This window comes from Acinetobacter sp. CFCC 11171, from assembly GCF_003268405.1.
GTDB lineage: Bacteria > Pseudomonadota > Gammaproteobacteria > Pseudomonadales > Moraxellaceae > Acinetobacter > Acinetobacter amyesii.
In genome coordinates this window covers 1-25,917 of the sequence record NZ_LQXP01000020.1, presented here as the reverse complement: position 1 = coordinate 25,917, position 25,917 = coordinate 1, and the positions used below count along the sequence as shown (strand labels likewise).

Sequence of the window (25,917 nt, the reverse complement as noted above, 5' to 3'; positions counted from 1 at the left end):
GCCAGAGTACCTGCCGCTTTCACAGAAATAAATATAGGCTTATAAGTAGCAGAATGAGAAGGTAGCTCAGACGTGAGAATATTGTTAGTTGAAGACGATGCCTTACTGGCTAAGGCGACAGCACGGGGCTTAGATCATGCAAATTTTGTGGTCGATATCGCCACCACAGCAGAGCAAGCCTATCATTTTTTGGCGAGTTATGATTATCAGTTTATTTTGCTTGATTTAGGTTTGCCAGACCGGAATGGATTGGAAGTTTTAAAGTCACTGCGCCGTAAAAAGAATAAAGTAGGCGTTATTATTCTGACTGCTCAGGATAAAATTCAGGAGCGTATTTCAGGTTTGGATGCAGGAGCAGATGATTTTGTAGTTAAGCCATATGATTTGTATGAAGTCATTGCACGGATTCAAGCGGTATTGCGCCGTATTTCAGGTGAAGTGAGTGATTTGATTCAGATTGGCAATATTGCAGTTAATAAAGCGACCAAACAGGTACTGAGAGATCAAACTGAAGTTGAATTAACTCAGAAAGAATTTCACTTGCTGGAACTCTTTATCCTTAACCGTGGCCGGATTATTTCACGGGAGAGCATAGAAAACTCATTTTATGCCTATGATGCGGATGTAAGCAGTAATGTGATCCAGGTCTATATTCATAATTTACGGCGCAAGCTTGGGAAAAACATTGTCCGTACAGTGCAGGGTTTTGGCTATATTATGGATGAAAATTATTAATGGCCAATTTCATTCGCAGTTATTCACTGACCAGACGTCTATCATTTATTTTAATGGTCATCACCGCCAGTGTGTGGGTGGGTAGTTTAGGTTGTATTTACTGGGGAATGCAGCGTACCGCGAATAATATTTTTGATAAATCACTGGCTGAAACAGCCCATGCTTTACTTTCGACTACTTCAAGTTCACTGGCGGGGCGAATCCCGGATCATACGGTCATCGAGAAAGCTCAAGGGGAGCATTATAATCAGATTATATTCCAGATCTGGCATCGTAATGGCAAGTTGATTTATCGTTCGGTTGGCATTGGCACACATCCGTTTGTCCAGCAAGCCAACTTTGGCTGGATTCAGATTCGTAATAAAACCTATCGCAGTTATTCGGTTTGGGACAGCACCCACACTATACAAGTACAAATTGCACAGGTTTGGACGATCCGTCAGGATATTCAGAGAGATATGTTGTTATTTTTAATAGGGATTTCAGCATTTTTTTTACCATTACTGTCCTGGCTGATTTTACAGATCATACGCAGCCATCTTTCTACTGTGTTCAGCATCAGTCAAAACTTGGAAAAGCAGTCGATTGAGCATTTAAAACCTATTAATCTTGTCGTACCCAAAGAAATCGAACCTTTGGTGAATTCATTAAATACATTATTGAGTGAAATTGCAGAAAGTTTGCAACGTGAAAAACGTTTCACCTCAAATGCAGCTCATGAGTTACGTACACCTCTAGCTGCGATCCGCCTGCATGCACAAGTTTTGCAGAGCGCACGTTCTACCGAGGAGGCGCGAGAAGCAACTGAGGACATCATGATTGGCATTGATAAAACCTCGCGAATGATTACGCAGTTACTAACCTTGGCACGGATTGAACCCGATGCTCATCAAGCTCAAGGCTCGGTTGATCTCGTTAATGTGATTCAAAGTACCCTTGCGATGATGGATTTTCAGCTTCGTCAGGCAAAGATTGAATTACAGTTACAACTGGAGTCGGCCCTGGTCATGGCACAAATGGATCAATTGGAAATTATGCTCCGTAATCTTTTAGAGAATGCCATCATCTATCGTAGTTATGAACGCCCGTGTGTCATAAAAATCAGTTGTGGCTGTGTTAAAAATTATAGCTTTGTGCAGATTGAGGATAATGGAATTGGTTTGGATGAAGCACAAATACCGCTGATTTTCCAAAGATTCTATAGGGTGAATCAGAACAGTGTCATTATTGGTAGTGGTCTCGGCTTATCGATTGTTAAGCAAATTGTCGATTTATATCACGGAAAAGTTGAGTTACGTCGGACAAATGCTATTGGTGGTCTTATGGTTAGGATTGAATTTAACCAGCAGAACTAAATAATGACGCTATTTAATGGGCTGAGAACTAGTTTTCAAAATTGAAGATTGGGGTGCCATAACTACTTATGGCTATATAGCGACAGAGGTAAAAAAGCCTACTGTCCTACACTCATATATTGCAGCATAAGTCTGATAAAAGCAGTAATATAACTTATGCCACTTAAAGTGAGGGTGATATTAGAGTCTGTAACTCATTTTGTGTAAGTCCGATTTTTTATAAATGATCATTTAATCAACCATCGAAATGAATAGTAAATCAATTCATTGCTTAAAGTCATGAGTAGTAATGCCACATAAGATTGGCAATGTCTATTTCTTAGCAGGATTTAATGTTACGAAGTAAATTACTTCTTTCTTCACAGAATCATCGGAAGAAAAGATTTTTCTTTTCTTGATTGACGGATCACACTATTCAGAGGTGGTCCCACATGTTTGAACAACTAAAAGCGTATTTATAAGTGATATTCCGCTCTAGTTAAGCCACCTTGTTTTGTTGGGGTAGCTGATCATTGTAAAATTCATTTGGTGTCATTTTGTCTAGACTCGAATGAGGTCGTTTCAAATTATAAAACTCAAAATATGCACTCAATTGCTTTTTCGCATCTGTGACACTGCTATAAGCTTTGAGATACACCTCTTCATATTTAACGCTCCGCCATAATCGTTCAACCATCACATTATCAACCCATCGACCTTTACCATCCATACTAATCGATACCCTATGCGCAAGTACCTTGCGGCTATGCCAATCAATCACAGCACATAAATAAACAAAGCCTTTTGCCATAGGGATATACGTTATATCCGTAGACCACACTTGATTACTGCGCTGAATGGCCAATCCTTTGAGTCGATATGGATATTTACGGTGAGCTTGATTAGCCTGGCTTAAATTTGGTTTGCAATATAACACCTGAATACCCATTTTCTTCATTAAAGTACGTATATGACGTCGTCCTATATGATGCCCTTGACGATTCAACAAATCACGCATCATACGACTGCCTGCAAAAGGATATTGCATATGTAATTCATCAATACATCGCATCAGCTTGAGATCTGATGAGCTAACAGGTTTTGGGCGATAATAATAACAACCACGAGAGACTTTCAGTAACTTAGCTTGTTTAGATACTGAAATCTGAAGTGAGTGATCGATTAACTTTTGTGGTTGAAGCGGCCCAGTTTCTTCAACACACCTTCTAAAAAATCAATTTCTAATGCCTGCTCACCGATTTTTGCATGTAACTTTTTAAGATCAATGGGGGGGCTGATGGAGCTTTTGATTGATCGAAAGCTTGCGAGGAAGCTGAGATTAATTGATTTTTCCAGTCAATAATTTGGTTTTGATGAACATCAAACTCAGAACTCAATTCAGCAAGTGTTTTTTCTGCTTTGATCGCAGCAAGTGCTACCTTAGCCTTAAAGTCGTTTGAATGATTTCTTTTTGGTCTACGTGCCATAAAATACTCCATATATTGAGGTTTATAACATCATTTGGGGAGCAGAATATCACTTATAGGAGTTGTTCAAATTTCCGGATCCATCTCTGTTAATATCGGCATGTTCTGTAATATTTACAGTTTCTAAAATGCACAAAATAAAATCACTGAATGTTATTAAAGCACAGTAGTTTACCCATTTACTCTGCATGAAAAGTAAAAATATGTGCAAATTGCCCACATTTAACAATTTAACCTACATAAATTTAAGCATTAAAAAATTGGCATAGCTCTTGCAATACAGCGCTCAAGGATTTTAATTGAATAGTAGGAGTGTTGAATATGAGCGTGCATGCAGAGTCGCCTTTAACAGAAACACCACTTTCACAACGTAAAGGCTTTTTCCCAATAGCCTTAGTGTTATTTAGTTTTACTTTTTTCACAGGAACTATGTTTGCTGGTGGAAAAATTGGGGTAGCTTTTGAGTTCACTGATATTTTGTGGATTGTAGCCATAGGCAACTTGCTATTAGGAGCTTATGCCGCGACCTTGGGATTTATTTCTGCACGTAGTGGCTTAAATACAGTTCTAATGGGACGTTTCTGCTTTGGCAACTGGGGCAGTAAATTATCAGACTTTATTTTAGGTTTTGCTGAATTAGGCTGGTTTGCTTGGGGAACAGCAACTCTGGCGATTTCACTTGGAAAAATATTAGGATTTTCTGACAGTTTACTCATTCCTTTGATGGTGCTATTTGGACTCGGTTTTTCCATTACAGCAATTGTCGGCTTTAAAGGACTTGAATATCTATCCCGTGTATCGATTCCTTTAATGTTTATTTTGCTCGTTACTTCTATTGTCTTAGCGACCAAAGAAATTGGTGGATGGACTGGTTTAACTAGTGTTCAACCGACAGAAACACTCACATTCGCAACAGCCATTACCATGGTATTTGGTACCTTTGCCAGTGGTGCAACACAAATTACCAATTGGACGCGCATGTCCAAGAGCGGAAAAATCGCGATTTGGGCATGTCTAGTGAGCTTTGTAATTGGTAATGGTCTAATGGTCCTAGCTGGCGCTTGGATGGCAATCGTTTATCAACAACCCGATATTGTAGAGGTCTTAGTTTTACAAGGGTTATCTATTGCTGCAGTAGTGATGCTTTGCCTGAACTTATGGACGATCCAAGGCCCAGCAATCTATAGTGTTTCAACTGCTGCTTGCCATATGGTAAGAAGTGAACGCCGTAAAACCATGGTGCTTGTAGCTGCTGTTGCGGGGATCATTTTAGCTGCTGCTGGTATGTATGAGCTATTGATTCCGTTCTTATTACTCCTTGGCGCAATTATTCCTCCACTTGGTGGTGTGATCATGGCGGATTACTGGATTCGCCATAAAGGAAAATATCCATTATTAGCTGAAGCAAATATTCCTAATTTTAACTGGATTGGTTTGATTGCTTATTTCACAGGCGCAATTGTTGCCTATGTATCACCATGGATTGCACCTATTGTGGGTATTGTGGTGGCATGTACCACTTATAGTGTGTTGAATTATTTATTCCCATTACGTCAGGAATCATCTGTCTTAAATAAAGTAGATGCAGTGGAGTAATGCGATGAATATGACCGTTCAAGATATCCTGAATCTACCTTCACTTTATCCACTAAAATTATGTGGTGGAACAGAAAATATTCATCGGCCTGTCCGCTGGTTCTATGTAGCAGAAAATGAAGGAATCGCTGAATGGATTGAGGGTGGAGAGATTGTATTTGTTACGGGAATCAACTATACCCGTGATGAAAATAATCTCTTAGGTTTACTTGAACAGGCATATGAACGAAATGTAGCTGCGCTTGTCATTATGACAGGTCAGGAATATATCCATGAAATTCCACCTAAACTTATTTCACGCGCAAATGAGCTTGGTTTACCGTTAATTGAGCAACCTTACAGTTTGAAGATGGTTGAAGTTACGCATGCGATTGGTACACAGCTAGTTCAGTTTTCTCAAGTCAAAAAATCGAGTGAAGATGTAATCTCTCAATTACTGACAGGGGATTTTCCATCGGTAGAGACAATTCAACTTCGTGCCAAACAGTTAAAAATTAACTTACTTGGACGTCATGTGATTACAGTACTGCGCTTACACAATATTCATGCCTTGTTTCATACCGATACTAATGCTGTGCATGAAAATTATTTTTTCAGAATTAAACAACAGTGTTATGAAGCCTTGGAAAAATGGTCCAAACAGTGGAAGCAGAAAATTCCAGTCATCCGTCAGGGGGATCAGTTTAGTTTGGTACTCAACCTTGATGATCATGATATCGATGCGTGGAAAAAATCACTCATAGAAGTGATCGATCAAATGAGTCAACTTGATAATAAACTTAAGGTCTTTGCAGGGTTCTCAAATGAAGTGAATTCTGCAGTGGCATTTCAACGAGGATTTTGGGAAGCATCCCAAGCTCAGGAAATTGCTTTTGAAATGCAGATGAAAAATAGTATTTGCCAATATCGTGATTTGGGGGTGCTAAAACTTTTAAAAGCGATTCCGAACAAAAGCGTATTGCAGCAATTCATGCATGAAACCTTGGGTATTCTCATTAGCGATAAAAAGCATCCATTTGTACTACTCGAAACGTTAGATGCCTGGCTTAAAGAAAATGGCAACTTAAATGATACAGCCAAACGACTTGGTATCCATAGAAACACCTTAAACCAACGGATTCAAAAAATTGAATCACTGACAAATCAGGTCTTAACTGAGGCAAATTTCCGTCTAAATGCTTCAATGGCATTACTGATCTGGCACATGAGTCATTAATTATTTTAAAAGGAACCAACATGAAAATTATCAATGCAGTTTTACGTCAACAAGAAGGGCTATTTAGTATTACTTACAACAATGGCATCTTTGAAGCCATTGAAAAACAGGCTAGTCTCATTCAAACAGTTGATGTAGATACTATCGATGCACAACAACAATTAGTCATGGCTCCTTTAGTTGATCCACACATTCATTTAGATGCTGTACTCACTGCGGGTGAGCCTGAGTGGAATATGTCAGGTACACTCTTTGAAGGGATTGAACGTTGGGGGCAACGTAAAGCCACGATCACTTTTGAAGATACTAAACTACGTGCTTTAAAAACGCTAGATATGCTCATTGAGCATGGTATTCAACATGTGCGTACACATGTCGATGTCACTGATCCAAGCTTAACTGCAATGCGAGCTATGCTTGAAGTTAAAGAAGAAATCAAAGATAAAGTGAATTTGCAGATTGTAGCATTTCCACAAGAAGGTATTGAGTCATTTAAAAATGGTCGTACTTTAATGGAGGAAGCCGTAAAGCTTGGTGCTGATGTAGTTGGTGGCATTCCACATTTTGAATATACCCGTGAAAAAGGTGTAAGTTCAGTTCATTTCTTGATGGATTTAGCTGAAAAATATAACTGTCTGGTGGATGTACACTGTGATGAGATTGATGATCCAGCATCTCGCTTTTTGGAAGTTTTGGCAGATGAAGCACACGTACGAGGTATGGGGGAACGTGTAACAGCTAGCCATACTACAGCGATGGGATCTTATGACAATGCCTATTGTTACAAGTTATTCCGCTTACTAAAACGTTCTAAAATTAACTTTATTTCGTGCCCTACAGAAAGTATTCATTTGCAAGGAAGATTTGATAGCTATCCAAAGCGCCGAGGTTTGACCCGTGTACCAGAAATTGACCGTGCAGGCATGAATATTTGTTTTGCTCAGGATTCAATTCGTGATCCTTGGTATCCAGTAGGAAACGGTAATATTATTCGTATTCTGGATGCTGGCTTACATATCTGTCATATGCTGGGTTACGAAGACTTACAACGTTGCTTGGATTTTGTTTCAGATAATTCAGCCAAGACTTTATGTTTAGGGGATCAATACGGGATTGAGGTCGGACGTCCTGCCAGTTTTATAATTATGCCGGCTAAAAATGATTATGAAGTTGTTGCTAATCAAGTAAAAGCTATTTTAAGTGTGCGTAATGGTAAAATTATTATGCAAAGACAACAGGACCAAGTGAGCTTACTTAAAGTCGCAAATCTAGCTACGCCTGCATAACTAAATAAAAAATTAAAAAACCGATGTTTATACATCGGTTTTTTTATGTTATAGAGCTAATTTACTAAAGTTTTAAAAGCTAAGGGCTTTGTTGCACAAAGCTTTGAAAGACAGAGTCCCCCTAAATTCCTAAAACAACTTGATACGGTTTAAATCCTTCGAGTACCGCATCGGAAACCAAGTGGTTAAATGCGTCAGTTTTCCCATAAGCCATCCATTGATCAAGAGCTTCATAATAAGCTAATCGATTTTCAACAGTAATGACACAAGGTGGATAGCCAGCTTTTAATAATTCAAGATTCATTAAGAGGCGCGAGGTACGTCCATTGCCATCGATAAATGGGTGAATGCCAACAAAGTCAGCATGTACTTTTGCAGCACGTTCGATAGGGTGAAGTGCATGTGCTTCACTGTTATACCAATCAATCAATTGAGCCATTTTATCATTGAGTAGGGTATAGTCGGGTGGTGTAGTTGTAGCACCTGAAATCAATACGTTTTGCTGGCGATATCGGCCAGCATTATCATCGTCAATATTCTTTAAAATGAGTTGATGGATATTGCGAATTTGCCATTCAGAAAAAGGTTCTTCCTTTCTAATAATGTCTTCAACGTAATAAATGGCATTTCTATGGTTAATTGCCTCGAAGTGCTCTCGTAAAGCTTTTCCACCGACAGTAATGCCTTCTAGTACAACTTTGGTTTCTAATAGAGTAAGTGTATTGCCTTCAATAGCATTGGAATGATAAGTCCATCGTACAATAAGGTCTTCTTGTAAATTTTTTACTATCGCAGGTGATAGGGGACGATGCTGATCTAATTTATTTTTTAAATCATCAATAATTTTAAACATTACCTTGTCCCTGAATATATCTAAAAGAATGATACATCAAAAAAGAAAATCAAAGAAATGATATGTTATAATATATCATTTTATAGCGTGTTCGATGTTGGTATAATCAGTACGCCACTTCAAATCCTGAATTTGGATTTGAATAAGATTTTAAAAGTGATTCAATGCACTAAATCTAATTTGGGTCAAAATTGGGTCAAAGATTTTTTTTATTTAATAAAATAGCTTTAGAATGAATAGGTTATGAGCTGAGTTCAATTGACGCCATCCCACCAAAATTAAAAAAAGCCTTAAATCTTATTGATTTAAGGCTTTTTTATTGCCAGTTTATAAATTCTTTACGACTTAAAAGACTACATCTTGTATCACTGCATGTATCACATAAAAAAATAAAAATTTCATGCAGTGGTGAATTTTATAAAATAAAAATATTCAAGATTTAAAATACATCTTATATGGCTAATTAATAAAATATATCTAGTAAGGAAAACTTGAAGCACTAACACGGAAAAGGGAAATTGCCTTCACAAGTGATTGATTCATACTGAAACTGTAGTAAACAGAGGACACTTCAGATGAAACATACACGCATTAGAACTTTTAATACAAAAGCAACTTACCCAGAACAAAATTTAGATAATGACTTATGCCAAGCAGTTGTCGCACGCGGCAGCACAGTGTTCTTACGCGGTCAAATTGGACAAAACCTAGATACATCTGAAAGCGTATGCATTGGCGATGCTGCGGGCCAAGCAGAACAAGCCATGTATAACATTAAGATGCTGCTCGAAGAAGCTGGCGGTGAACTTGAAGATATTTGCAAAATCACAATCTATATTATTGATCCGCGCTACCGTGAAGATGTTTACCGTGTCGTTGGCAAATGGCTAAAAGGCGTGTTCCCAGTTTCAACAGGTATTGTCGTTTCGGCACTTGCCCGTCCTGAATGGCTGGTTGAAATTGATGCAACTGCAGTTATTCCTGACTAAGTAAAAGGAGCAACGCAGCCTATGACATTTTCAATTATTGCTCGCTGTCATAAAACGGGGCAATTTGGAGGAGCGATCAGCTCTTCTTCTCCAGCTGTTGCATCGCGGTGCATTCAAGCCAAGGCCGGTGTGGGTGTTGCAACATCTCAGAACATTACAGATCCATACTTGGCAAATATTTTGCTAGATATGACCAAATATGATCTGGCGCCAGACGATGCGATTGCTGAATTGGTCAAAAATACCGACTTTATTGAGTATCGACAGCTGACGGTTTTAAATTTTGATGAAAAGCCTGCTGCATTTAGCGGCAAATATACCTTAGGTGTTCATTCTCAGTGCGTAGGGGAGCATGCTGTTGGTGCGGGAAATCTGCTTGCAAATGAAGATGTTCCTCAGGCCATGGTTGATGCTTTTCATCAGGCATCCGGCAGTTTGGCAGAGCGTTTGCTTATAGCGCTGCAAGCTGGTTTAGATGCAGGCGGCGAAGCTGGCCCAGTTCATTCAGCAGGTATTCTAGTAGTCGATAAACTGGAATGGCCTGTGATTAATCTTCGGGTTGATTGGTCTGAAACTCCAATTGAGGACTTGTATCAGCTTTGGAAAGTGTATGAACCGCAAGTTGAGGATTATGTTGCACGGGCTTTAGATCCATCCAGCTCTCCAAGTTATGGTGTACCGGGCGATGAATAATGCTTAGCCTGCGCTGAAAAGGACGCGGCATTGTTAAATCGAATTTCTTTACGTCAAATGCAATATTTTGTTGCGACAGCTGAAAGCGGCAGCATTATTATTGCATCTGAAAAAATTCACGTTTCTTCACCTTCTATTTCAGCGGCGATAGCCCACATAGAATCTGAATTGCAAGTACAGCTATTTATTCGCCAGCATGCAAAAGGCTTAATGCTGACCAGCATTGGCGAAAAAGTCATGCAGGAATGCAAATTCATTTTAAGTCAGGCCAGCAGCTTATATGCTTTGGCTGCTGACTTTTCAGGTTCTATCCGTGGGCCCTTAAAGCTCGGCTGCTTTACTGCATTTTCACCCATGATTTATGCAGAAATCATTCATGGCTTTGCCAATTTATATAAAAATGTCACTTTGGAGCTAAGTGAGGATGATCAGCAGATTTTGTTGAGCCAGTTGGCGCGTAATGAATTGGATGTCGCATTGACTTATGATTTAAATATTGATCATGACCTGATTAATTTCGAACCTTTGGCCGTGCTGCCGCCGCATGTTTTGGTCAGTGAAGCGCATCCTCTAGCAAAAAATGTGGCGGTGACTTTAGAAGAACTGGCAGAACTGCCGATGGTGCTTTTAGATATGCCTTTCAGTAATGATTACTTTATTTCATTGTTCCGTAAGCATAAGTTAAGCCCGTTGGTGGCGCATACTTCGCGCCATGTGGATGTCGTCCGTTCGATGGTAGCCAATAATCTGGGCTATACCATTTTAAATGTGCGCCCGAAAAATAATTATTCATTAGACGGCAAACGACTCGTCCGCTTGCGTATAGCAGGCGATAACCGTCCGATGAAAATTGGTTTGGCGACTGCAAAAAATGCAAATCTGAATACGGTGTCGCAGGCATTCATCAGCCGCTGCCGTGCATTCCTATCCAATCAATACATACCCGGTATGGGCGATGCGCATTTCTTTGATCCGCATATTAAGACAAAGCCTGTACTGGAAGAGGCATAAATAGTGACTGATGTAAACAGCATACAGCTGTTAGATAAATTTATTTCTTTTGATACAACATCTTATAAAAGCAATTTAGCGTTTATTTTTTATGTTCAAAAATTATTTGAGCAAAACGGTATTTTTACAGAACTGAATTTTAATGCAGAACAGAGCAAGGCTAATTTATTGGCCAGTGTGGGACCGCGTGATCAGGCGGGTATTCTTTTGTCTGGCCACTCAGATGTTGTGCCGGTAGAGGGGCAGCAGTGGGATTCGCCAGCCTTTGAAGCGACGCATAAAGACGGAAGAATTATTGGCCGCGGAACAGCGGATATGAAAGGCTTTTTAGCATGTGCCATCATCGCCATGTTGAAAGCTTCAAAATTAGAGCTCAAACGTCCGCTGCATTTGTGTATTTCTTATGATGAGGAAATAGGCTGTATTGGTGTACGTGGGATTTTAGATCAACTGGCTTCCACGATTATTTCCCCTATCTTATGTGTGATTGGTGAGCCGACCATGATGCAGTTGGCATTGGCGCATAAAGGCAAAACGGTATTCCGCGCCCGCTGCTGCGGTGAAGAGGGGCATTCGGCTTTAGCGCCTAATTATGTCAATGCGATCCATGTGGCCAGCCAGCTGGTGACTTCTTTGCAAACCATTCAGCAGAACCTCCGTCAACAAGGACATAAGGACGCTGGCTATGATATTCCTTACAGCACGGTGCATGTGGGTAAGATTAATGGTGGGACAGCGCTGAATATTGTACCGAACAGCTGTGTGGTGGATTATGAAATCCGTCATTTGGCGGAGGACAGCAGCAGTCTTATTCAAGAGCAGATATTAAGTCAAATACAGGATGACTTCCGCAGTCACATTGAGGTTGAAGAAGTCAACCAATATCCAGGGCTGAAAACCTCCAAAACCATTGAGGCGGTTCAGTTTATTCAAAGCCTGTTGCCAGAAGAAACCTCTATAGGCAATATTTCCTTTGGTACTGAGGGCGGATTGTTCCAAGGGGCGCTGCATTGTCCTGTGATGGTTTGTGGCCCGGGAGATATCGCTGTAGCGCATAAACCGAATGAATATGTAGATATAGATCAGCTGCAGCAGTGTGATATTTTCTTAGAAAAGCTTTATATGAGTTTAAGGGTATAATCAGCTTTGATTTATAATGCTTAAGTTATTTAAAAATAAAGCTTGTATTTATATTTGTTTTTAGATAATTATAAAAAGGTAACTACAGTGTTTATTATAAATGCCGTAGATGTGCAAATTTTTAAAAGGTCAGTTATCTGGCCTTTTTTATTGCTTAATTATTTCTGTATTAAGACCTCAATTTTTCAAAATTACTTATTCACTCAAAGTTCGCTATAACAAAGGAAATAGAACAGAATCATGCGAGTGGGGTATTGAATGGATTTTAATTGGTCTTATACATTCAGTTTGTTTTCACATAAAAACTTTTGGGCCGCAACTTGGACCGTCATTGAACTCAGCGTATTGGTTTGGGTGGTCGGCATTGTATTGGGCTTTGTACTGGCGTTGGGCAAACAGTCTAAATTCAAACCTTTGGCATGGTCGAGTGATCTTTATATTTGGTTCTTTAGAAGCTTACCGCTGCTGGTGCTGCTGGTTTTTGTTTATAACCTGCCGCAAATTTTCCCAGCTTCGAGTGTGCTTTTGGCGTCGCCATTTATTGCAGGTCTGATTGCTATGACTTTAAGTGAAGCGGCTTATATTGCAGAGATTCACCGTGGCGGTCTAACAGCGGTGCATAAGGGGCAAATTGAAGCGGGTAAGGCGCTAGGCATGAAATATTCAGGCATTCAGCGTTTAGTGATGATTCCGCAAGCCTTTCGTGTTGCGCTTCCAGCACTGGGTAATGAATATGTTTCCATTGTAAAACTCACATCTTTGGTTTCGGTCATTTCACTCACTGAAATTTTATTGGTCGGTCAGCGTTTATATACCCAAAACTTTTTGGTGATGGAAACCATGCTGGCCGTAGCATTCTATTATGTGCTGATCGTGACTGTCTTTGGCTGGTTGCTCGGCTGGTTTGAACGCCGTATAGATATTACGAACCGTAAACCAGGGATGCTGGCAGAAAATGATCCGCTGCTGCAGCTGCCGCAAGCTTCTGTGCGTGCGCGTAAAGAGATCAATACTGAACGCAATGGCGAATATGCATTGGAAGCTATTGATATTCATAAAGCCTATGGTGAGCATGAAGTCCTGAAAGGGATTGATTTAAAAGTGAAATGGGGTGAGGTCATTTCCGTTATTGGGCCATCGGGTTCAGGTAAAACGACATTTATCCGTACTTTAAATGGCTTAGAAAGCTTGAATAAAGGCACAGTCAATTTATTGGGTCAGCCTTTCTTAAAAGATCAGGAATTAACTGATGAATCGCCTGCATATAAACAGCAAATTGTAAATGTCGGAATGGTGTTCCAAAGCTTTAACCTGTTTCCGCATAAAACGATTTTGGAAAATGTCATGCTTGCACCGCTGTATCACAAGCGCGGTACGGTGCTGGATAACAAAATTACGGCTTTAGCGATGTTGGAAAAAGTCGGTATGAAAAGGCATGCCAATAAGTTTCCGCACCAGCTTTCAGGTGGTCAGCAGCAGCGTGTGGCGATTGCCCGTGCGCTAGCCATGCAGCCGTCGATTATTCTGTTTGATGAACCAACTTCAGCATTAGACCCTGAATTGGTCAATGAAGTGCTGAAAGTGATTGAAGAATTGGCACAAGAAGGCTTAACCATGATTATTGTGACCCATGAAATGCGCTTTGCTTTTCAAGTATCTGATCGTGTAATGTTTATGGAAAACGGTCATGTGGTATTAAATGATACACCAGAAGCATTAATGCAGTCTGATAATGAGCGGTTCCAAAAATTTATTGCCAAGGATTAACTTTTTATAAAACCTCTAAGTAGTATTTCTATTTAAATTAAAGAAAGCAGTCATTATTGGCTGCTTTTTTCATATTTTAATCGCTAAATTTTAAATTCTATTTTTATAAAGCTTTGCATAAAAAAATCCAAATCGGATTCTGTATATGTTTGTTCTATCTTCAAATGACAGATAAACATAAAGAGTTGGGTGGATGGGGTATGAAAAATAAATCAATGTTCATTGGGGCTATCGTTGGCGGTTTACTATTGGCTGGCTGCTCGAAACAGTCAGAACCAACTGCAGATTCGGCAGCGCCGGTAGCAGAAAAACGTTTGGTCACTGTAGGTTCAGACCTGACTTTCCCTCCATACGAGTATTTGAAAGATGGCGTGCCAAGCGGTGTCAGCGTTGAAATCATGGAAAAGATTGCTGAAGTTGACGGTAGCTATAAGGCCGACTGGGTGGATACACGCTGGGCGAATCTGATCCCTGGTTTGAAAGGCGAAAAGTACGATATTTTATTTTCATCTATGTACATCACGCCTGAGCGTCTTGAACAGATTGATATGATCCCTTACTACAAAACAGATATTTCATTGCTGGTGCGTCATGATTCCAAGCTTGCACCTAAAGGGCCAAATGATTTGTGCGGTGCTGTAGTGGGCGTAATGAAAGGTACTGCGTTCTCAACTCAGGCACATGAAATTTCAGCGAAAAATTGTGTAGCAAATGGTAAGAAAGCGCTGATGATCCGTGAGTTTGAAACATCGCCGCAAACCACGCAGGCGCTATTAGCGCATGCTGTAGAAATCCAATATGACGATGCCGCAGTCATGAAAGCGGCTGAAACTAGCTTAGCTGGCAAAGTGAAGATTACGTCGACAGAACAATTCTTCCCGACAGTAGGAGGTATTGGCATCCGTAAAGGTGATACCGAAACGTATAAGCTCGTTGAGGAAGGTTTGAATCGTATTAAAGCCTCAGGCGAATATGAAGAAATTTTGACTGCATATGGCTTAAAAGCACCGACTGAAGAAGACATTGCAGCAGTCATGAATAAATAAAAGCGAATAGGATGAGCAAATGTTAAATCAAAACCAAATTGAACAATTTCACCGTGACGGTTTTTTAGTTGTCGAAAATGTCGTAGATGCTGCGGAATTACAGGGTTTACGTCAGCAGTTGGAAGCATGGATTGACGAAAGCCGAGGCTTTGCAGAAGCTTATGGAGAAACCATTGATGGACGCTCGCGCTTTGATGTCGATCCTGCGGATCACAGCTCAGAACATCCTGCACTGCGTCGTGTTAGTTCTCCGACGGAAATTTCAGATGCATATTTTGAAACAGCCATTCATTCTAATATGGCGCAAATGGCTGGAGAGCTCATTGGAGGCAGCGGCACCCGTTTTCACCACAGTAAAGTAAATGCTAAACTGCCGCATACAGCGACCACTGTGAAATGGCATCAAGATTTTCCATTCACGCCGCATACTAATGATGACATGATCACAGCGTTATTGATGGTGGGTGAGGTGACAGAAGACAATGGCCCGCTGCAGGTGATTCCGGGCAGCCAAAAGGGCGAGTTGTATAACCATTGGCAAGATGGCCGTTTCACAGGCAAAGTGGAAGATGAAGTCGAGGCGGAGCAGTGCCAAAAATTTGTGTCTTGCACAGGCCCTGCAGGCTCAGTCTGTTTCATGCATACCCGTTTGCTGCATGCATCTGGTGCAAATAATACTGAGTTGCCGCGTTATTTATTCATTACGGTATATGCAGCAGAAGATGCGGTTGCATTGTCAGATAACCCGCTGCCAAGCGTGCACCAAGGGCAATTGGTTTATGGACAAGAAAGCGGGCAAGTACGTATGACAGCGAATCATTTGAAAATGCCGCAAAAGCCCAAGGGGGCCTCTTTCTTTGTACAACAAGCCGGTTTAGAAATGGCTTAACGAATTTAGAACGAGAGTGAAAAAAAGAGCTTCAATTGAAGCTCTTTTTTATTGTTTAAGTTTTCTTAGTCCATAAAGCTTGGATCTTCAGCTGCCAAAATTTCTTTCATTTCTTCGAAATGTGCGATGCTGAAATCTTCAATTTTTTCCCAATCCTGCGCTGTTTTTTCTGCCACAGCATCATCCAAAATATTTAAGGTTTGGCCAGTGGAATAGGCATGAATCAGGATTTGACTTGAGCGCTCAAAGGTATACATATCATCAAAAGCAAGGCCGATATCATGTGAGCCGATCAGTACACCGTGGTTGCCCATCAGCAGTCGGGTATTGGTCTGCAGCAGCTGAGCAAGACGCTGACCTTCAGCGATCTGATCTGCCATGCCTGAATAATGTGAATCATAAGAAACACGGTTAAAGTAGCGTGCGCTGTTTTGCTCAATCGGCAGCAAGGTCGGATTTTTTAGGCAGGAAAGCGCAGTTGCATAAATCGGGTGTAAATGCATGATGACTTTAATATCAGGGCGCAGCTTATGAATTTGGCCATGAATGGCCCATGCGGTTGAGTCTATTTTGCCTTTTTCAAAACTGCCTGCATCATCAGCATGGACCAAGATTAAATCACTGGCCTTTACCTTAGAAAAATGTACCCATTTCGGATTTAGTAAAAAAGATTTTCCGTCCTCTGAAACAGCGGCACTGAAGTGGTTGGCGACTGCCTCATGCATGCCTAATTTTGCACTCAAACGCAGTGCTGCTGCGAGGTCTATACGAATTTGCTGTTCTGTTTTCATCATATTGCTCTGCTTAGAATATGAGAAAAGTCTATTACTGTTTAATCAAAAGCTTGCATCGCTTTTTTTGGAGTATTGCGTAGGAATTTCAAAATTACAATCTCGAAAAATCTCACGTATAACAGTTCTAAAACGTACATAAAGTACTCAAGGAGTATTGCAGTGAGTGTAATGTTAAAAGTGAAACCATTAGTAGCAGCGGCATGTTTGGTTTGGGGGTTAACTGCATGCAGTAAAAGTGCGGATACGGCATCATCAGCGGCATCGGCTTCTGATGCGGCAGCTGCAGGCCAGACCTATCAGATAGGCAGTGATATGACATTCCCGCCATTTGAATATATGGAAAATGACAAACCTGCTGGTTTTGACATTGATGTAGCCAATCAAATCTTTGCACATTCAAATGCTCAAGCAAATTTTATCGACAGCCGTTTTTCTAACTTGATTACGGGTTTGGAAGCGAAAAAATTTGATTTAGTGATGTCAGGTTTATACATCACCAAAGAGCGTTTAGAAAAAGTGGATATGGTTCCGTATTACATGACGACAGAGGCTTTGCTCGCATTGGCGGATTCTGAATATCAGCCGAAAACCCGTGATGATTTATGCGGTAAAACAATTTCTGCGCAAAAAGGCTCAATGTTCCCTGAGCAGCTGCGCCAAATGTCTGCAGAAAGCTGTGTAGCGAAGGGTAAAGCGGCCATCACCATACGTGAGTTTGATACCTCGCCTGAGTCAGTGCAGGCGCTGCTGTCTAAAGCAGTGGATGCGCATTATGACGATACCAGTGTAGCGATGAGCACTGCAGAAAAGCTGAAAGGCCGTGTTCAAATCAGTTCGACAGAGCAATTTTTCCCAGTTCTAGGCGGTATTGCGATCCGTAAGGGAGATACAGCCATGCTGGAAAAAGTCACCCAAGGTTTGGATGCCATGAAACAGTCTGGTGAATTTGACAAGCTGCTGGTGAAGTACAACTTGCAAGCGCCTAGCGCTGAAGAAATTGCGAAATACATGCCGAAATAGGCATAGATCGATCCTCTATTTTCATTCTCCTATTTTCCTAGCTTCGTTTAAAACGAAGCGCTGCAGGGGCTTTTGCAAAAAAGCCCGCAGTACACACTTGACTTAACAACAGGTATAGAGATTTAAATAATGCAAAAGAAAGCTTTAAATTATTGTGTTTCATTGTTGCTGTTGGGGTGTGCGGCTACACCTGCTATAGCTGCAGATTTATCCATTGGGGATCCAAAAACTGACTTAGGGGAATTAAAACTCTCAGGTTTTTTAAGAGTGAAATACCAAGACAAAAGCTGGACGGAAAATGATCATAAGTTGACCTTCGATGCAGCGCGTATCAACTTGGACTATACTTCACCGAAAATTTTTGGTCATTTAGAGTATCGCTGCTATCAATATAATAAGCTGTGCGATTTTTCCACATTGGTCGATGCTTATGTGGGTTATAACATTAACGACAGTCATTTGATTCAAGCAGGTTTGCAGCCTGTGCCGTTTGGGCCGGGGCGCTTTTGGGAAAGCAACTATTATGGCGGTGTCATTACACAGATTGGCTTAGAAGACGTACATAATGTCGGGCTGAAATACCAAGGCAAGTTTGATACAGGCACGCAAGTGGAATTGGCTTACTTTACTGGAGATGGCGGCAGCTACAGCGGCCCTTATTCAGAAGATGCCAGCCGTTACACTACAAACTTCGTTAAACCTGAAGATTCAAGCCTGACACATTTAGATGAACAAAATATGTTTATTGGCCGTGTAAAGCAGGAAATCCGAAGTCTGCCGGAACCGATGAAAGGGAACATTGGTGCATCGTATTGGCAGTCGGATATTGAAAACAAAACCAATGGCCAAACGGGTGACCGTCAAGCATGGGCGGTATTTGGCAATGTGAGCTATAACAATCTGGGGTTTGGCTTAACACTGGGTAAAAATGAAATGGATAACAAAGATCCGCTGACGCCCAAAACATCTTTAATGGGTTCATTTGATGATAATTTTATGGTGGCAAATGAGGGGATGTTCTATACCGCAGATGTCAGCTATAAGTTTAAGAATGTAGGCAAACTGGATGCGGTTATGCCGTATGCCATGTACAGCAGTTATGTGAAGTCTGAAGACGGTTATGACGATTCATCGCGTAATTTACTGGGAGTAGCGGCTTATTATAAAAACATGAGCTTTGTGGCTGAATATATTATGGGTAAAAATGACTTCCTGATTGGCGGCCCGAGTAGCTCGTATGCGCAAGGCGGCGATGATGATACACATGAACTGTTGAATCTGCAGTTCTATTACAATTTCTAAGTCAGATACTTTCGATTAAACTCACACCGTATAAAGCAATTTATACGGTGTTTTTATCTGCCTGAAATTTAGTTTTTGCAGTGCTGTTCAGGATACATGTGGAATTGACGTATCAAGTTTGGTGAATTTTGTTTCAATCGCTGAATATTGAGTTCGATGATGAATTACGAACAAGCAGAAATGAGGCAGGAGGTATTTGAAAAGCTTCATATCACGAAGTACGGGATCAGACTTTATCTGAAAATTTGCATTAAATTTTGTTGCGCAAATTAAAATGGTTTCGGGAGAGTTTGCAATATCAATAACTACTTGGATATCGATTACTATTTTATCTGGACACTTTTGTTTGCTTTATCTTTGAATGGGATTACACAAAACTGTGGAATATTGATTAAAATTAGGCTTATAACAGTAAAAACCATGGAAAAAGCACCATTGAGTAGAATAGTGCTCTTTGTATTTGTGTAAGGTTTTGAAATTTATTGATAAAATAAATTGATTTCTTATAACGTGTATTATGTTTATTTTAGGGAAATAACTAATTTGAAAGGGATTTTTAATGGATCTTTATCATAGAAGAGTGCTTTTAATTGGAGGATTTTTACTATTTTTATTATTATTAATTTTTAATATTTTATTTTCTATCTTTGTATCAAAAATGGTAGATAAACAATATGAACAAGGAAACTTTAAAGTCGGAGAAATTTGTTATCTCGGTTATAAGCCTCATTCAAGAAAATCTACAGGAGCATATACCTCGATAGATAGTTATTATTTTTTAGTTGATGGTTTAAAGAGCCAGAACTTCGTTAGACCCTATTTTCCATTTAAAAAGCAATTTCCAAATTTTATAAAAAAAATGGATAGAACAAAATGTTATAAAGCTGAATATTTAGAAGTAAATATTTTCTTCTACAAACAGAGGGGGATATATCAATTAATTGATTTTAATGACTTTATTTTACGGTTTTATGATGAACCCCCTATAACTTCTAAATGAATAATTCTATGAATCGAGCCTTTTATCATCGATTGAACATAATGGCGATTATACGAAATGCGGAAGTTAGAACCAATTTAAATGGGACAAGTTAGATATGATTCACTGCCATTAATTTGTTAGATTTTAGGTCCATCATTAGAAGAATATGCAGAATAGTTTCAAAGCTGTTAACACTAAAATGAAGGAATAAAAAAGAGGCGACCAACGCCTCTTTTCAGTTTTATAAATTAAGCTACCTCGCCTAAACCTTTCGGTATGCCGTTACGACCTGGGAAGTCTTTCGCAAGCTTGCGCGCATTTGGCATTTGCAGCCAGAGGCGTAAAAGTTTGCGGCGCTTATCAGCTTCATCATAATCTTCAAATGAAGTGCGCGAATGCATGACACAGTAGTTATTACAGAACTGAATATCGCCCGGTTCTAACATCATATCGAGCCTTAAGCTTGGATCATGGCTAATTTCATCAAAAATATTCAGGGCATCCATTTGTACTTGGGACAGTGGAACGTTTCTGCGGTCATGACCTAATTCAATATAATAGCGTAAGTAGCGGCAGGCCAATTTACCGTCAAAATAACTGAAAATCGGACTCAGTGAAGGTTCGGTTTCTCCCAAATGGTCATACCAAGCTGGGTGATAGTAATAGCCTAAGTATTCGGGATATTGTTCTAAAATACGGTTATAAACCGTAGATGAGCTGACAATGCTGCTGAGGCCGCCAGTTTTAGCTTTACGAATTGAGAGCAGACCAACGACATCACTTAAGTCCGCATGGTAGGGCAAATAGCTGTTGGTTTCATAAACACGGGTCATTTTTTTGCTTTTATCACCTATGTTTTCGACATAACCAATGAGGTCGCCGCGTGCATTTTGTGTCACGCTGTTTCCCATGTATAAACCCATCAAATAGTAAATATTGCTCATTTCAAGTTCATTGTATTTTTCTGGGTCTAAACCGCGAATCACAATGAAACCATAGCCGTTTTCCAATTCATTAGAAATATAGGCAATTTCCTTTAAAAAAGCGTCATCCTGAATGACGACATCCGATTTTACAAAATTGGGCGCAGCTAAGTTTTTTTGCCGCCAATACTTGCAGGCTGTGGTCAAAAATGCTTAATACATGTGGTGATAAGTGGTAGATCCAATCGGTTTTTTCGGCAATCTCTGCCCCGATCCATGCACACTTATCTGTAATTTTTGATTTTAAAATGGTGGTCATAATATCCTCAATTTTGAAATGGTCAGAGCAAAACTGAACAGAGATTGAATGAAAAATGCACACATAAATGGAGAGAGATTCATGTGTGCATAAAGGTAGAAATTAGGCGGTGTTTTTGAGTAGATTTTTATCGGTTTGGTATTCTTGGTATTTACGTTGAATATCAATGTGTTCAGCGATGTATTTAGCATCATGCCAAACGCCCCAAATAAAGCTTGAACCGCGACCAGTCAAATAGGGCAAACCAAGGAAATAGATCCCGCGCTCATCTGAAATGCCTCGTTTATGTTTCGGTTTTTTTTGCTCATCAAAGGCATTGACTTGCAGCCAGTCAAAGTCATAACTGAAGCCTGAAGCCCAAATGACGCTCGTAATGTTGGCGGCTTGCATATCCAGCTCTAAAATCGGCTGCGTTACGCATTCTGGGTTAGGCAGCAGCTGACGCGCTTGCGGTTCAGCAGGCAGGTCGAGGCCATTGGCACGCACATATTCATCTGCTTGGTCGTAAAAGGCATGCAGCGCAGCATCACCAGATTCAAGGTTTTGTTTCAGGTCAGCTTTGAATTGAATTTTTTGACCGTCAAATGAATCGGTCATGCCCAATAGGGTAATGCCTTGTTTTGCTAAGGCGCGGAAATCAATATTTATACCGCCATGCGCGCCGCTTACGGCTAAACCTTTGAGCGGCCCTTTATCTGTACGCATAAAGTCCCAGCCGCCAAGTACGCCTAGCCACCATACATTGTCACGGTTGCGGTAAGTACGCGGCGGACGTTCATGTTGACCGATAGATAGATAAACTTTTTTACCAGAACGGTTGATTTCATCTGCAATCTGCACACCAGAAGAACCTGAACCAATCACTAAAACAGCACCTTCAGGCAGCTGCTGCGGGTTTTTGTATTGGTCTGAATGGATTTGGTAAAACTCAGGTTTTTGCAGAGCGACGGGAGGAATCACTGCTTTTTGAAATGCGCCTGTTGCTGATACTAAGCGCTGCGTATAAATCGTGCCTTCGGAGGTTTCTACTGTAAACCCAAGGCGCTGATCGGTTTTATAAACTTTGAATACTTCAACACCGGTATGAATCGGCAAGTTAAACTTTTCTGCATAGTTTTGGAAATAGTCTGCGACTTGGTCATGATGAATAAAGCTGTCAGGGTCTGCGTCAAATTCCATATTTGGAAAGCGGTCATGCCAGCAAGGGCCATTTGCGACTAATGAATCCCAGCGGCGTGTACGCCAAGCTTCAGCAATACGGTTTTTTTCCAAAACGACGTGAGAAATGCCTAGCGCATTTAAATGCTCACTCATCGCAATTCCTGCTTGGCCTGCACCCACTACAACCGTATCCACAGTCAAATTATTTAATTTCATATTATTCATCCTTCCTACATGCACGCTGGTGTAAGTACGCTGTATTTAGCCCAGTGCTGAAACTTTTTCCGTTTCATACCTAGACATCTGTTTCGATGAATTGACTATAGATAGTGGTAAAGAAAAGAGAAAATCATATAAGCAAAACAAGTGCATCAAAAAAACCGAATTGCTTGCACAGCGTGATTTTCATATAAAAGTCACAAGAAATTTAAGTTTGTAATTTTGATTTATTGTTCAAAAAAAGCAGTTTTAAAACATTGGTTGGGCAGTAAATCATTCGGTAAAGAAGGGTACAAAATGAAATCACGCGCAGCTGTCGCATTTGGTCCAGGCCAGTCACTGAAAATTGTAGAACTGGATGTTGCTCCGCCGCAGGCAGGAGAAGTCTTGGTTAAAATTACCCATACTGGTGTTTGCCATACCGATGCTTTTACGCTGTCAGGTTCAGATCCTGAAGGTATTTTCCCTGCGGTGCTGGGGCATGAGGGTGCGGGCATTGTGGTTGAAGTCGGTGAGGGCGTGACCAGTGTAAAACCCGGTGATCACGTCATTCCATTGTATACAGCAGAATGCGGCGAGTGCTTGTTCTGTAAATCAGGTAAAACCAACCTATGCGTGTCGGTACGTGCAACGCAGGGCAAAGGCGTGATGCCGGACGGTACAACGCGTTTTTCATATAATGGCGAACCTATATACCATTATATGGGCTGTTCAACCTTTTCTGAATATACGGTTGTGGCCGAAGTTTCACTGGCAAAAATCAATCCTGAAGCGAATCCTGAACACGTTTGTCTGCTTGGCTGTGGAGTAACAACAGGTATTGGCGCAGTGCATAACACCGCGAAAGTGCAAGAAGGAGACACAGTTGCTGTATTTGGTTTAGGCGGTATTGGTCTGGCAGTCGTGCAAGGTGCACGCCAAGCCAAAGCAGGCCGTATTATTGTGGTGGATACCAACCCTGAAAAGTTCAAGCTTGCAGAAGAGTTTGGCGCAACAGACTTTTTAAATCCTAAAGACTATGAACAGCCGATTCAGCAGGTGATTGTGGAAATGACAGGCTGGGGGGTGGATCATTCCTTTGAATGCATCGGCAATACCCATGTCATGCGTTCGGCGCTTGAGTCTGCACATCGTGGCTGGGGACAGTCTGTGATTATTGGTGTCGCAGGTGCAGGGCAGGAAATTTCAACACGCCCATTCCAGCTGGTGACGGGACGTACGTGGAAAGGTACAGCCTTTGGCGGGGTAAAAGGCCGCAGTCAGCTGCCAGGCATGGTAGAAGATGCGATGAAAGGAGAGATTCGGCTCGAACCATTTGTCACGCACACTATGAGCTTAGAACAAATTAATGAAGCTTTTGATTTGATGCACGAAGGAAAATCGATTCGTACCGTAATTCATTTTAGTGAATAAAGCTTCAGTCCAACCTAAAAGCCCTGAATGATTCAGGGCTTTTTTGATTGTGGATTCAACTGTCTTTTAAAAAATGCATTGAGTTCACTCATTTTCGGCAAGTGATCAAAGCTTTGATCCGCTTCAGAGGGTATTTGCCATGCAGTTTTAGAACTGAGGCAAAAGTTTAAGCGGGTTGATATGGCAGGGCTTTGAGCTAATAGGCCGAGTGGAATCCAGATCCAATCGGTATTGCGTACAGTATTTGGAAGTGGAGAGCCGCAGTGAGAACAAAAGTAAGAAGTAAAACCTGAAGCTTTATAATAGCTTTGAATCTGTTCTTGGCCTTGGCGCCATTGAAAAGCGCTGCAGTGGATAAGTGATGCGGCATTTGCACCCGTACCGCTTTGTTTACGGCATAAACTGCAATGGCAATGATAAATGGTATGGATGTCTTGCAGTACCTGAAATTGGACATCGCCGCATAGGCAGCTGCCGTTATAGCTCATGTTTTTGCTGATCTTGTTATATATGAGATTTATTTTTAAGTTTTTTACACATTTTTCGCAAGTTCATAAGCGCATAAAAAAACCAATGCTGAAAATGGGTCAGCATTGGTATCAGGAGGGAACTTTAAAAATTAATGGTCAAGCCACGAACGGAAATTCATCCTCAGGCAGGGCATCGCCCGTCTGTAATTTGTCGATCAAATGCGGATATTGTGGAGAGGTTTTTCCGCCTCGATCGACATAAACGGCATCATCGCCTAACCAGCGGAAAGAGACCGCACGGCGTGCATGCTGTTTCGAGCTATTGCCTGGTGCGCCGTGTATAGTCCGAAAGTCAAAGGCAATCGCATCACCGGGTTCCAGTTCCCAGCCGAGAATGCTGTAGTCCTCACGGTGAGCGTCAATATCTGGCAGCATCTCTTCTTTAGCGCCTTCATGTTCATAATATTCGCCATTAAAGCCCTGAGCTTTAAAGTGTTTGCCCCAGAGATGTGAACCCGCCACAAACTCAATACTGGACTCGCGTGAAATCGGATCAAGCGGAATCCATAAGCTTAAGGTTTGCTTTGCATTTACAGGGTAATAAGGCGCGTCATGATGCCAAGGTGTCACTTTTGCTGAGCCAGTACCTTTTACCAAAACATGCTCATGAAACATACGTACCGCTTGCGCATTCATAATGTTTTTTACAATATCGGCCGCGGGGCTCTTACGAATAAATTGGTCAAAAGCCTCAATTCTCTGCCAATTGCAGTAGTCCGCCCAAAAGCGGCCCTCTGTTTGCCCCGGCGTATAGTCACGAAACCATTGACCTGGGTTTTGTTCATTGACGGCAACGCCTTGTTCCAAAACATCTATCCAATCTTTAAAAAGACCGCGCAGAATCACTACGCCATCTCGTGCAAATATTTGCTGCTCTTCTTTGAACATGAACGGCTCCTGAGAAGTAAATACCTATATGCCTATCATCAAAACTTGGGGGAATGATGATGGAAAAAATATAAGCTTTTGCCTGAGCAGACGAAATTCATCTTTTTCAAATGAGAGATTTGTTTTTTTGGAATTACGTTGTAGACAACTTGTATCTCACTTTAATTAATCTTTTGTTGATATTCTCAATTTTTCCAGAACATTGACATCGTAGAGGTCTCCAGTTCGAGTCTGGATATACCTACCAAGATTTGTTGTTAAGTCAACACATTAAAGCCCACTGTAAAAGTGGGCTTTTTTATTGCAAAAAAATATTTATAGAAT

22 protein-coding genes and 1 pseudogene are annotated in these 25,917 nt (G+C 40.8%); 16 read left to right on the top strand and 7 right to left on the bottom strand.

Features of this window, described 5'->3' with window-relative positions; translation table 11 throughout:
• The first annotated feature begins 72 nt into the window (after positions 1–72).
• Positions 73–735 (top strand): response regulator, encoded by a 663-nt coding sequence (locus AVJ20_RS10685; protein ID WP_086194903.1) that lies wholly within the window; start codon positions 73–75, stop codon positions 733–735.
• Positions 735–2,090, top strand: a complete 1,356-nt coding sequence (locus AVJ20_RS10680; protein WP_111885205.1) for an ATP-binding protein — start codon at positions 735–737, stop codon at positions 2,088–2,090. The genes AVJ20_RS10685 and AVJ20_RS10680 overlap by 1 nt, the downstream gene beginning before the upstream one ends.
• Positions 2,091–2,568: 478 nt before the next feature.
• Here AVJ20_RS10680 and AVJ20_RS10675 read toward each other — a convergent pair.
• Positions 2,569–3,568 (bottom strand): annotated as a pseudogene (locus tag AVJ20_RS10675) (IS3 family transposase).
• Between the two features lie 309 nt (positions 3,569–3,877).
• On the opposite strand from AVJ20_RS10675, the gene codB reads away from it, so the two are divergent.
• From codB to codA, 3 genes are read left to right on the top strand one after another with little or no spacing between them, the layout of a single operon-like run.
• A complete protein-coding gene (gene codB / locus AVJ20_RS10670) occupies positions 3,878–5,152 on the top strand; it encodes a cytosine permease (RefSeq protein ID WP_111885204.1) in 1,275 nt (424 codons plus the stop codon).
• A 4-nt stretch (positions 5,153–5,156) separates the two neighbouring features.
• The gene (locus AVJ20_RS10665; protein ID WP_111885235.1) at positions 5,157–6,368 is read left to right on the top strand and encodes a PucR family transcriptional regulator; all 1,212 of its coding nucleotides are present in this window, start codon (positions 5,157–5,159) and stop codon (positions 6,366–6,368) included.
• Positions 6,369–6,388: 20 nt separating this feature from the next.
• Entirely contained in the window at positions 6,389–7,654 is a 1,266-nt protein-coding gene (codA, locus tag AVJ20_RS10660; RefSeq protein WP_111885203.1) for a cytosine deaminase, read from the top strand.
• A 121-nt stretch (positions 7,655–7,775) separates the two neighbouring features.
• Here codA and AVJ20_RS10655 read toward each other — a convergent pair whose 3' ends face one another.
• Entirely contained in the window at positions 7,776–8,507 is a 732-nt protein-coding gene (locus tag AVJ20_RS10655) for a Fic family protein (RefSeq protein WP_111885202.1), read from the bottom strand.
• A 575-nt stretch (positions 8,508–9,082) separates the two neighbouring features.
• On the opposite strand from AVJ20_RS10655, the gene AVJ20_RS10650 reads away from it, so the two are divergent.
• From AVJ20_RS10650 to AVJ20_RS10620, 7 genes are all read left to right on the top strand, one after another.
• On the top strand, positions 9,083–9,496 hold the full coding sequence (locus tag AVJ20_RS10650; protein WP_078190012.1) for a RidA family protein: 414 nt from the start codon (positions 9,083–9,085) through the stop codon (positions 9,494–9,496).
• Positions 9,497–9,517: 21 nt separating this feature from the next.
• Positions 9,518–10,189: a DUF1028 domain-containing protein gene (locus AVJ20_RS10645; RefSeq protein ID WP_078190011.1), complete on the top strand. Its 672-nt coding sequence runs from the start codon at positions 9,518–9,520 to the stop codon at positions 10,187–10,189.
• Positions 10,190–10,219: 30 nt separating this feature from the next.
• Positions 10,220–11,200 carry a LysR family transcriptional regulator gene (locus AVJ20_RS10640; RefSeq protein ID WP_111885201.1) on the top strand — a complete coding sequence of 327 codons (981 nt, stop codon included), beginning with the start codon at positions 10,220–10,222 and terminating at the stop codon, positions 11,198–11,200.
• A 3-nt stretch (positions 11,201–11,203) separates the two neighbouring features.
• A complete protein-coding gene (gene argE / locus AVJ20_RS10635) occupies positions 11,204–12,340 on the top strand; it encodes an acetylornithine deacetylase (protein WP_171319262.1) in 1,137 nt (378 codons plus the stop codon).
• Between the two features lie 258 nt (positions 12,341–12,598).
• Positions 12,599–14,107, top strand: coding sequence for an amino acid ABC transporter permease/ATP-binding protein (locus AVJ20_RS18930; RefSeq protein WP_111885199.1), 1,509 nt, complete (start codon positions 12,599–12,601; stop codon positions 14,105–14,107).
• A gap of 200 nt (positions 14,108–14,307) precedes the next feature.
• Positions 14,308–15,153 carry a transporter substrate-binding domain-containing protein gene (locus AVJ20_RS10625; protein WP_111885234.1) on the top strand — a complete coding sequence of 282 codons (846 nt, stop codon included), beginning with the start codon at positions 14,308–14,310 and terminating at the stop codon, positions 15,151–15,153.
• 19 nt (positions 15,154–15,172) lie between these two features.
• Entirely contained in the window at positions 15,173–16,042 is an 870-nt protein-coding gene (locus tag AVJ20_RS10620; RefSeq protein WP_111885198.1) for a phytanoyl-CoA dioxygenase family protein, read from the top strand.
• 65 nt (positions 16,043–16,107) lie between these two features.
• Here the strand turns inward: AVJ20_RS10620 and AVJ20_RS10615 are convergent, their stop codons facing one another.
• Positions 16,108–16,836: a class II aldolase and adducin N-terminal domain-containing protein gene (locus AVJ20_RS10615; RefSeq protein ID WP_249682337.1), complete on the bottom strand. Its 729-nt coding sequence runs from the start codon at positions 16,834–16,836 to the stop codon at positions 16,108–16,110.
• Positions 16,837–17,004: 168 nt separating this feature from the next.
• Between AVJ20_RS10615 and AVJ20_RS10610 the strand changes: the two genes are divergently transcribed.
• From AVJ20_RS10610 to AVJ20_RS10600, 3 genes are all read left to right on the top strand, one after another.
• A complete protein-coding gene (locus tag AVJ20_RS10610) occupies positions 17,005–17,856 on the top strand; it encodes an ABC transporter substrate-binding protein (protein ID WP_111885197.1) in 852 nt (283 codons plus the stop codon).
• Between the two features lie 129 nt (positions 17,857–17,985).
• The gene (locus tag AVJ20_RS10605; protein ID WP_111885196.1) at positions 17,986–19,158 is read left to right on the top strand and encodes a hypothetical protein; all 1,173 of its coding nucleotides are present in this window, start codon (positions 17,986–17,988) and stop codon (positions 19,156–19,158) included.
• Positions 19,159–19,717: 559 nt separating this feature from the next.
• Positions 19,718–20,158, top strand: coding sequence for a hypothetical protein (locus AVJ20_RS10600; RefSeq protein WP_111885195.1), 441 nt, complete (start codon positions 19,718–19,720; stop codon positions 20,156–20,158).
• Between the two features lie 230 nt (positions 20,159–20,388).
• Here AVJ20_RS10600 and AVJ20_RS10595 read toward each other — a convergent pair whose 3' ends face one another.
• The gene (locus AVJ20_RS10595) at positions 20,389–21,270 is read right to left on the bottom strand and encodes a TauD/TfdA family dioxygenase (protein WP_228157201.1); all 882 of its coding nucleotides are present in this window, start codon (positions 21,268–21,270) and stop codon (positions 20,389–20,391) included.
• A 214-nt stretch (positions 21,271–21,484) separates the two neighbouring features.
• The gene (locus AVJ20_RS10590; protein ID WP_111885194.1) at positions 21,485–22,759 is read right to left on the bottom strand and encodes a flavin-containing monooxygenase; all 1,275 of its coding nucleotides are present in this window, start codon (positions 22,757–22,759) and stop codon (positions 21,485–21,487) included.
• Between the two features lie 300 nt (positions 22,760–23,059).
• Between AVJ20_RS10590 and AVJ20_RS10585 the strand changes: the two genes are divergently transcribed.
• Entirely contained in the window at positions 23,060–24,175 is a 1,116-nt protein-coding gene (locus tag AVJ20_RS10585; RefSeq protein ID WP_111885193.1) for an S-(hydroxymethyl)glutathione dehydrogenase/class III alcohol dehydrogenase, read from the top strand.
• Between the two features lie 32 nt (positions 24,176–24,207).
• Here the strand turns inward: AVJ20_RS10585 and AVJ20_RS10580 are convergent, their stop codons facing one another.
• Positions 24,208–24,663 carry a GFA family protein gene (locus AVJ20_RS10580; RefSeq protein ID WP_111885192.1) on the bottom strand — a complete coding sequence of 152 codons (456 nt, stop codon included), beginning with the start codon at positions 24,661–24,663 and terminating at the stop codon, positions 24,208–24,210.
• 138 nt (positions 24,664–24,801) lie between these two features.
• Entirely contained in the window at positions 24,802–25,593 is a 792-nt protein-coding gene (locus AVJ20_RS10575) for a phytanoyl-CoA dioxygenase family protein (RefSeq protein WP_111885191.1), read from the bottom strand.
• Positions 25,594–25,917: the final 324 nt, after the last annotated feature.

What these genes read in the sequence shown, in the direction of transcription:
- AVJ20_RS10650 (WP_078190012.1), top strand. Translation starts at nt 9,083, where the DNA reads ATGAAACATACACGCATTAGAACTTTTAATACAAAAGCAACTTACCCA.
- AVJ20_RS10615 (WP_249682337.1), bottom strand. Translation starts at nt 16,836, where the DNA reads ATGATGAAAACAGAACAGCAAATTCGTATAGACCTCGCAGCAGCACTG.
- AVJ20_RS10620 (WP_111885198.1), top strand. Translation starts at nt 15,173, where the DNA reads ATGTTAAATCAAAACCAAATTGAACAATTTCACCGTGACGGTTTTTTA.
- AVJ20_RS10600 (WP_111885195.1), top strand. Translation starts at nt 19,718, where the DNA reads ATGGATCTTTATCATAGAAGAGTGCTTTTAATTGGAGGATTTTTACTA.
- AVJ20_RS10665 (WP_111885235.1), top strand. Translation starts at nt 5,157, where the DNA reads ATGAATATGACCGTTCAAGATATCCTGAATCTACCTTCACTTTATCCA.
- AVJ20_RS10645 (WP_078190011.1), top strand. Translation starts at nt 9,518, where the DNA reads ATGACATTTTCAATTATTGCTCGCTGTCATAAAACGGGGCAATTTGGA.
- codA (WP_111885203.1), top strand. Translation starts at nt 6,389, where the DNA reads ATGAAAATTATCAATGCAGTTTTACGTCAACAAGAAGGGCTATTTAGT.
- AVJ20_RS10610 (WP_111885197.1), top strand. Translation starts at nt 17,005, where the DNA reads ATGTTAAAAGTGAAACCATTAGTAGCAGCGGCATGTTTGGTTTGGGGG.
- AVJ20_RS18930 (WP_111885199.1), top strand. Translation starts at nt 12,599, where the DNA reads ATGGATTTTAATTGGTCTTATACATTCAGTTTGTTTTCACATAAAAAC.
- AVJ20_RS10585 (WP_111885193.1), top strand. Translation starts at nt 23,060, where the DNA reads ATGAAATCACGCGCAGCTGTCGCATTTGGTCCAGGCCAGTCACTGAAA.
- codB (WP_111885204.1), top strand. Translation starts at nt 3,878, where the DNA reads ATGAGCGTGCATGCAGAGTCGCCTTTAACAGAAACACCACTTTCACAA.
- AVJ20_RS10580 (WP_111885192.1), bottom strand. Translation starts at nt 24,663, where the DNA reads ATGAGCTATAACGGCAGCTGCCTATGCGGCGATGTCCAATTTCAGGTA.
- AVJ20_RS10575 (WP_111885191.1), bottom strand. Translation starts at nt 25,593, where the DNA reads ATGTTCAAAGAAGAGCAGCAAATATTTGCACGAGATGGCGTAGTGATT.
- AVJ20_RS10625 (WP_111885234.1), top strand. Translation starts at nt 14,308, where the DNA reads ATGAAAAATAAATCAATGTTCATTGGGGCTATCGTTGGCGGTTTACTA.
- AVJ20_RS10590 (WP_111885194.1), bottom strand. Translation starts at nt 22,759, where the DNA reads ATGAAATTAAATAATTTGACTGTGGATACGGTTGTAGTGGGTGCAGGC.
- AVJ20_RS10680 (WP_111885205.1), top strand. Translation starts at nt 735, where the DNA reads ATGGCCAATTTCATTCGCAGTTATTCACTGACCAGACGTCTATCATTT.
- AVJ20_RS10605 (WP_111885196.1), top strand. Translation starts at nt 17,986, where the DNA reads ATGCAAAAGAAAGCTTTAAATTATTGTGTTTCATTGTTGCTGTTGGGG.
- AVJ20_RS10655 (WP_111885202.1), bottom strand. Translation starts at nt 8,507, where the DNA reads ATGTTTAAAATTATTGATGATTTAAAAAATAAATTAGATCAGCATCGT.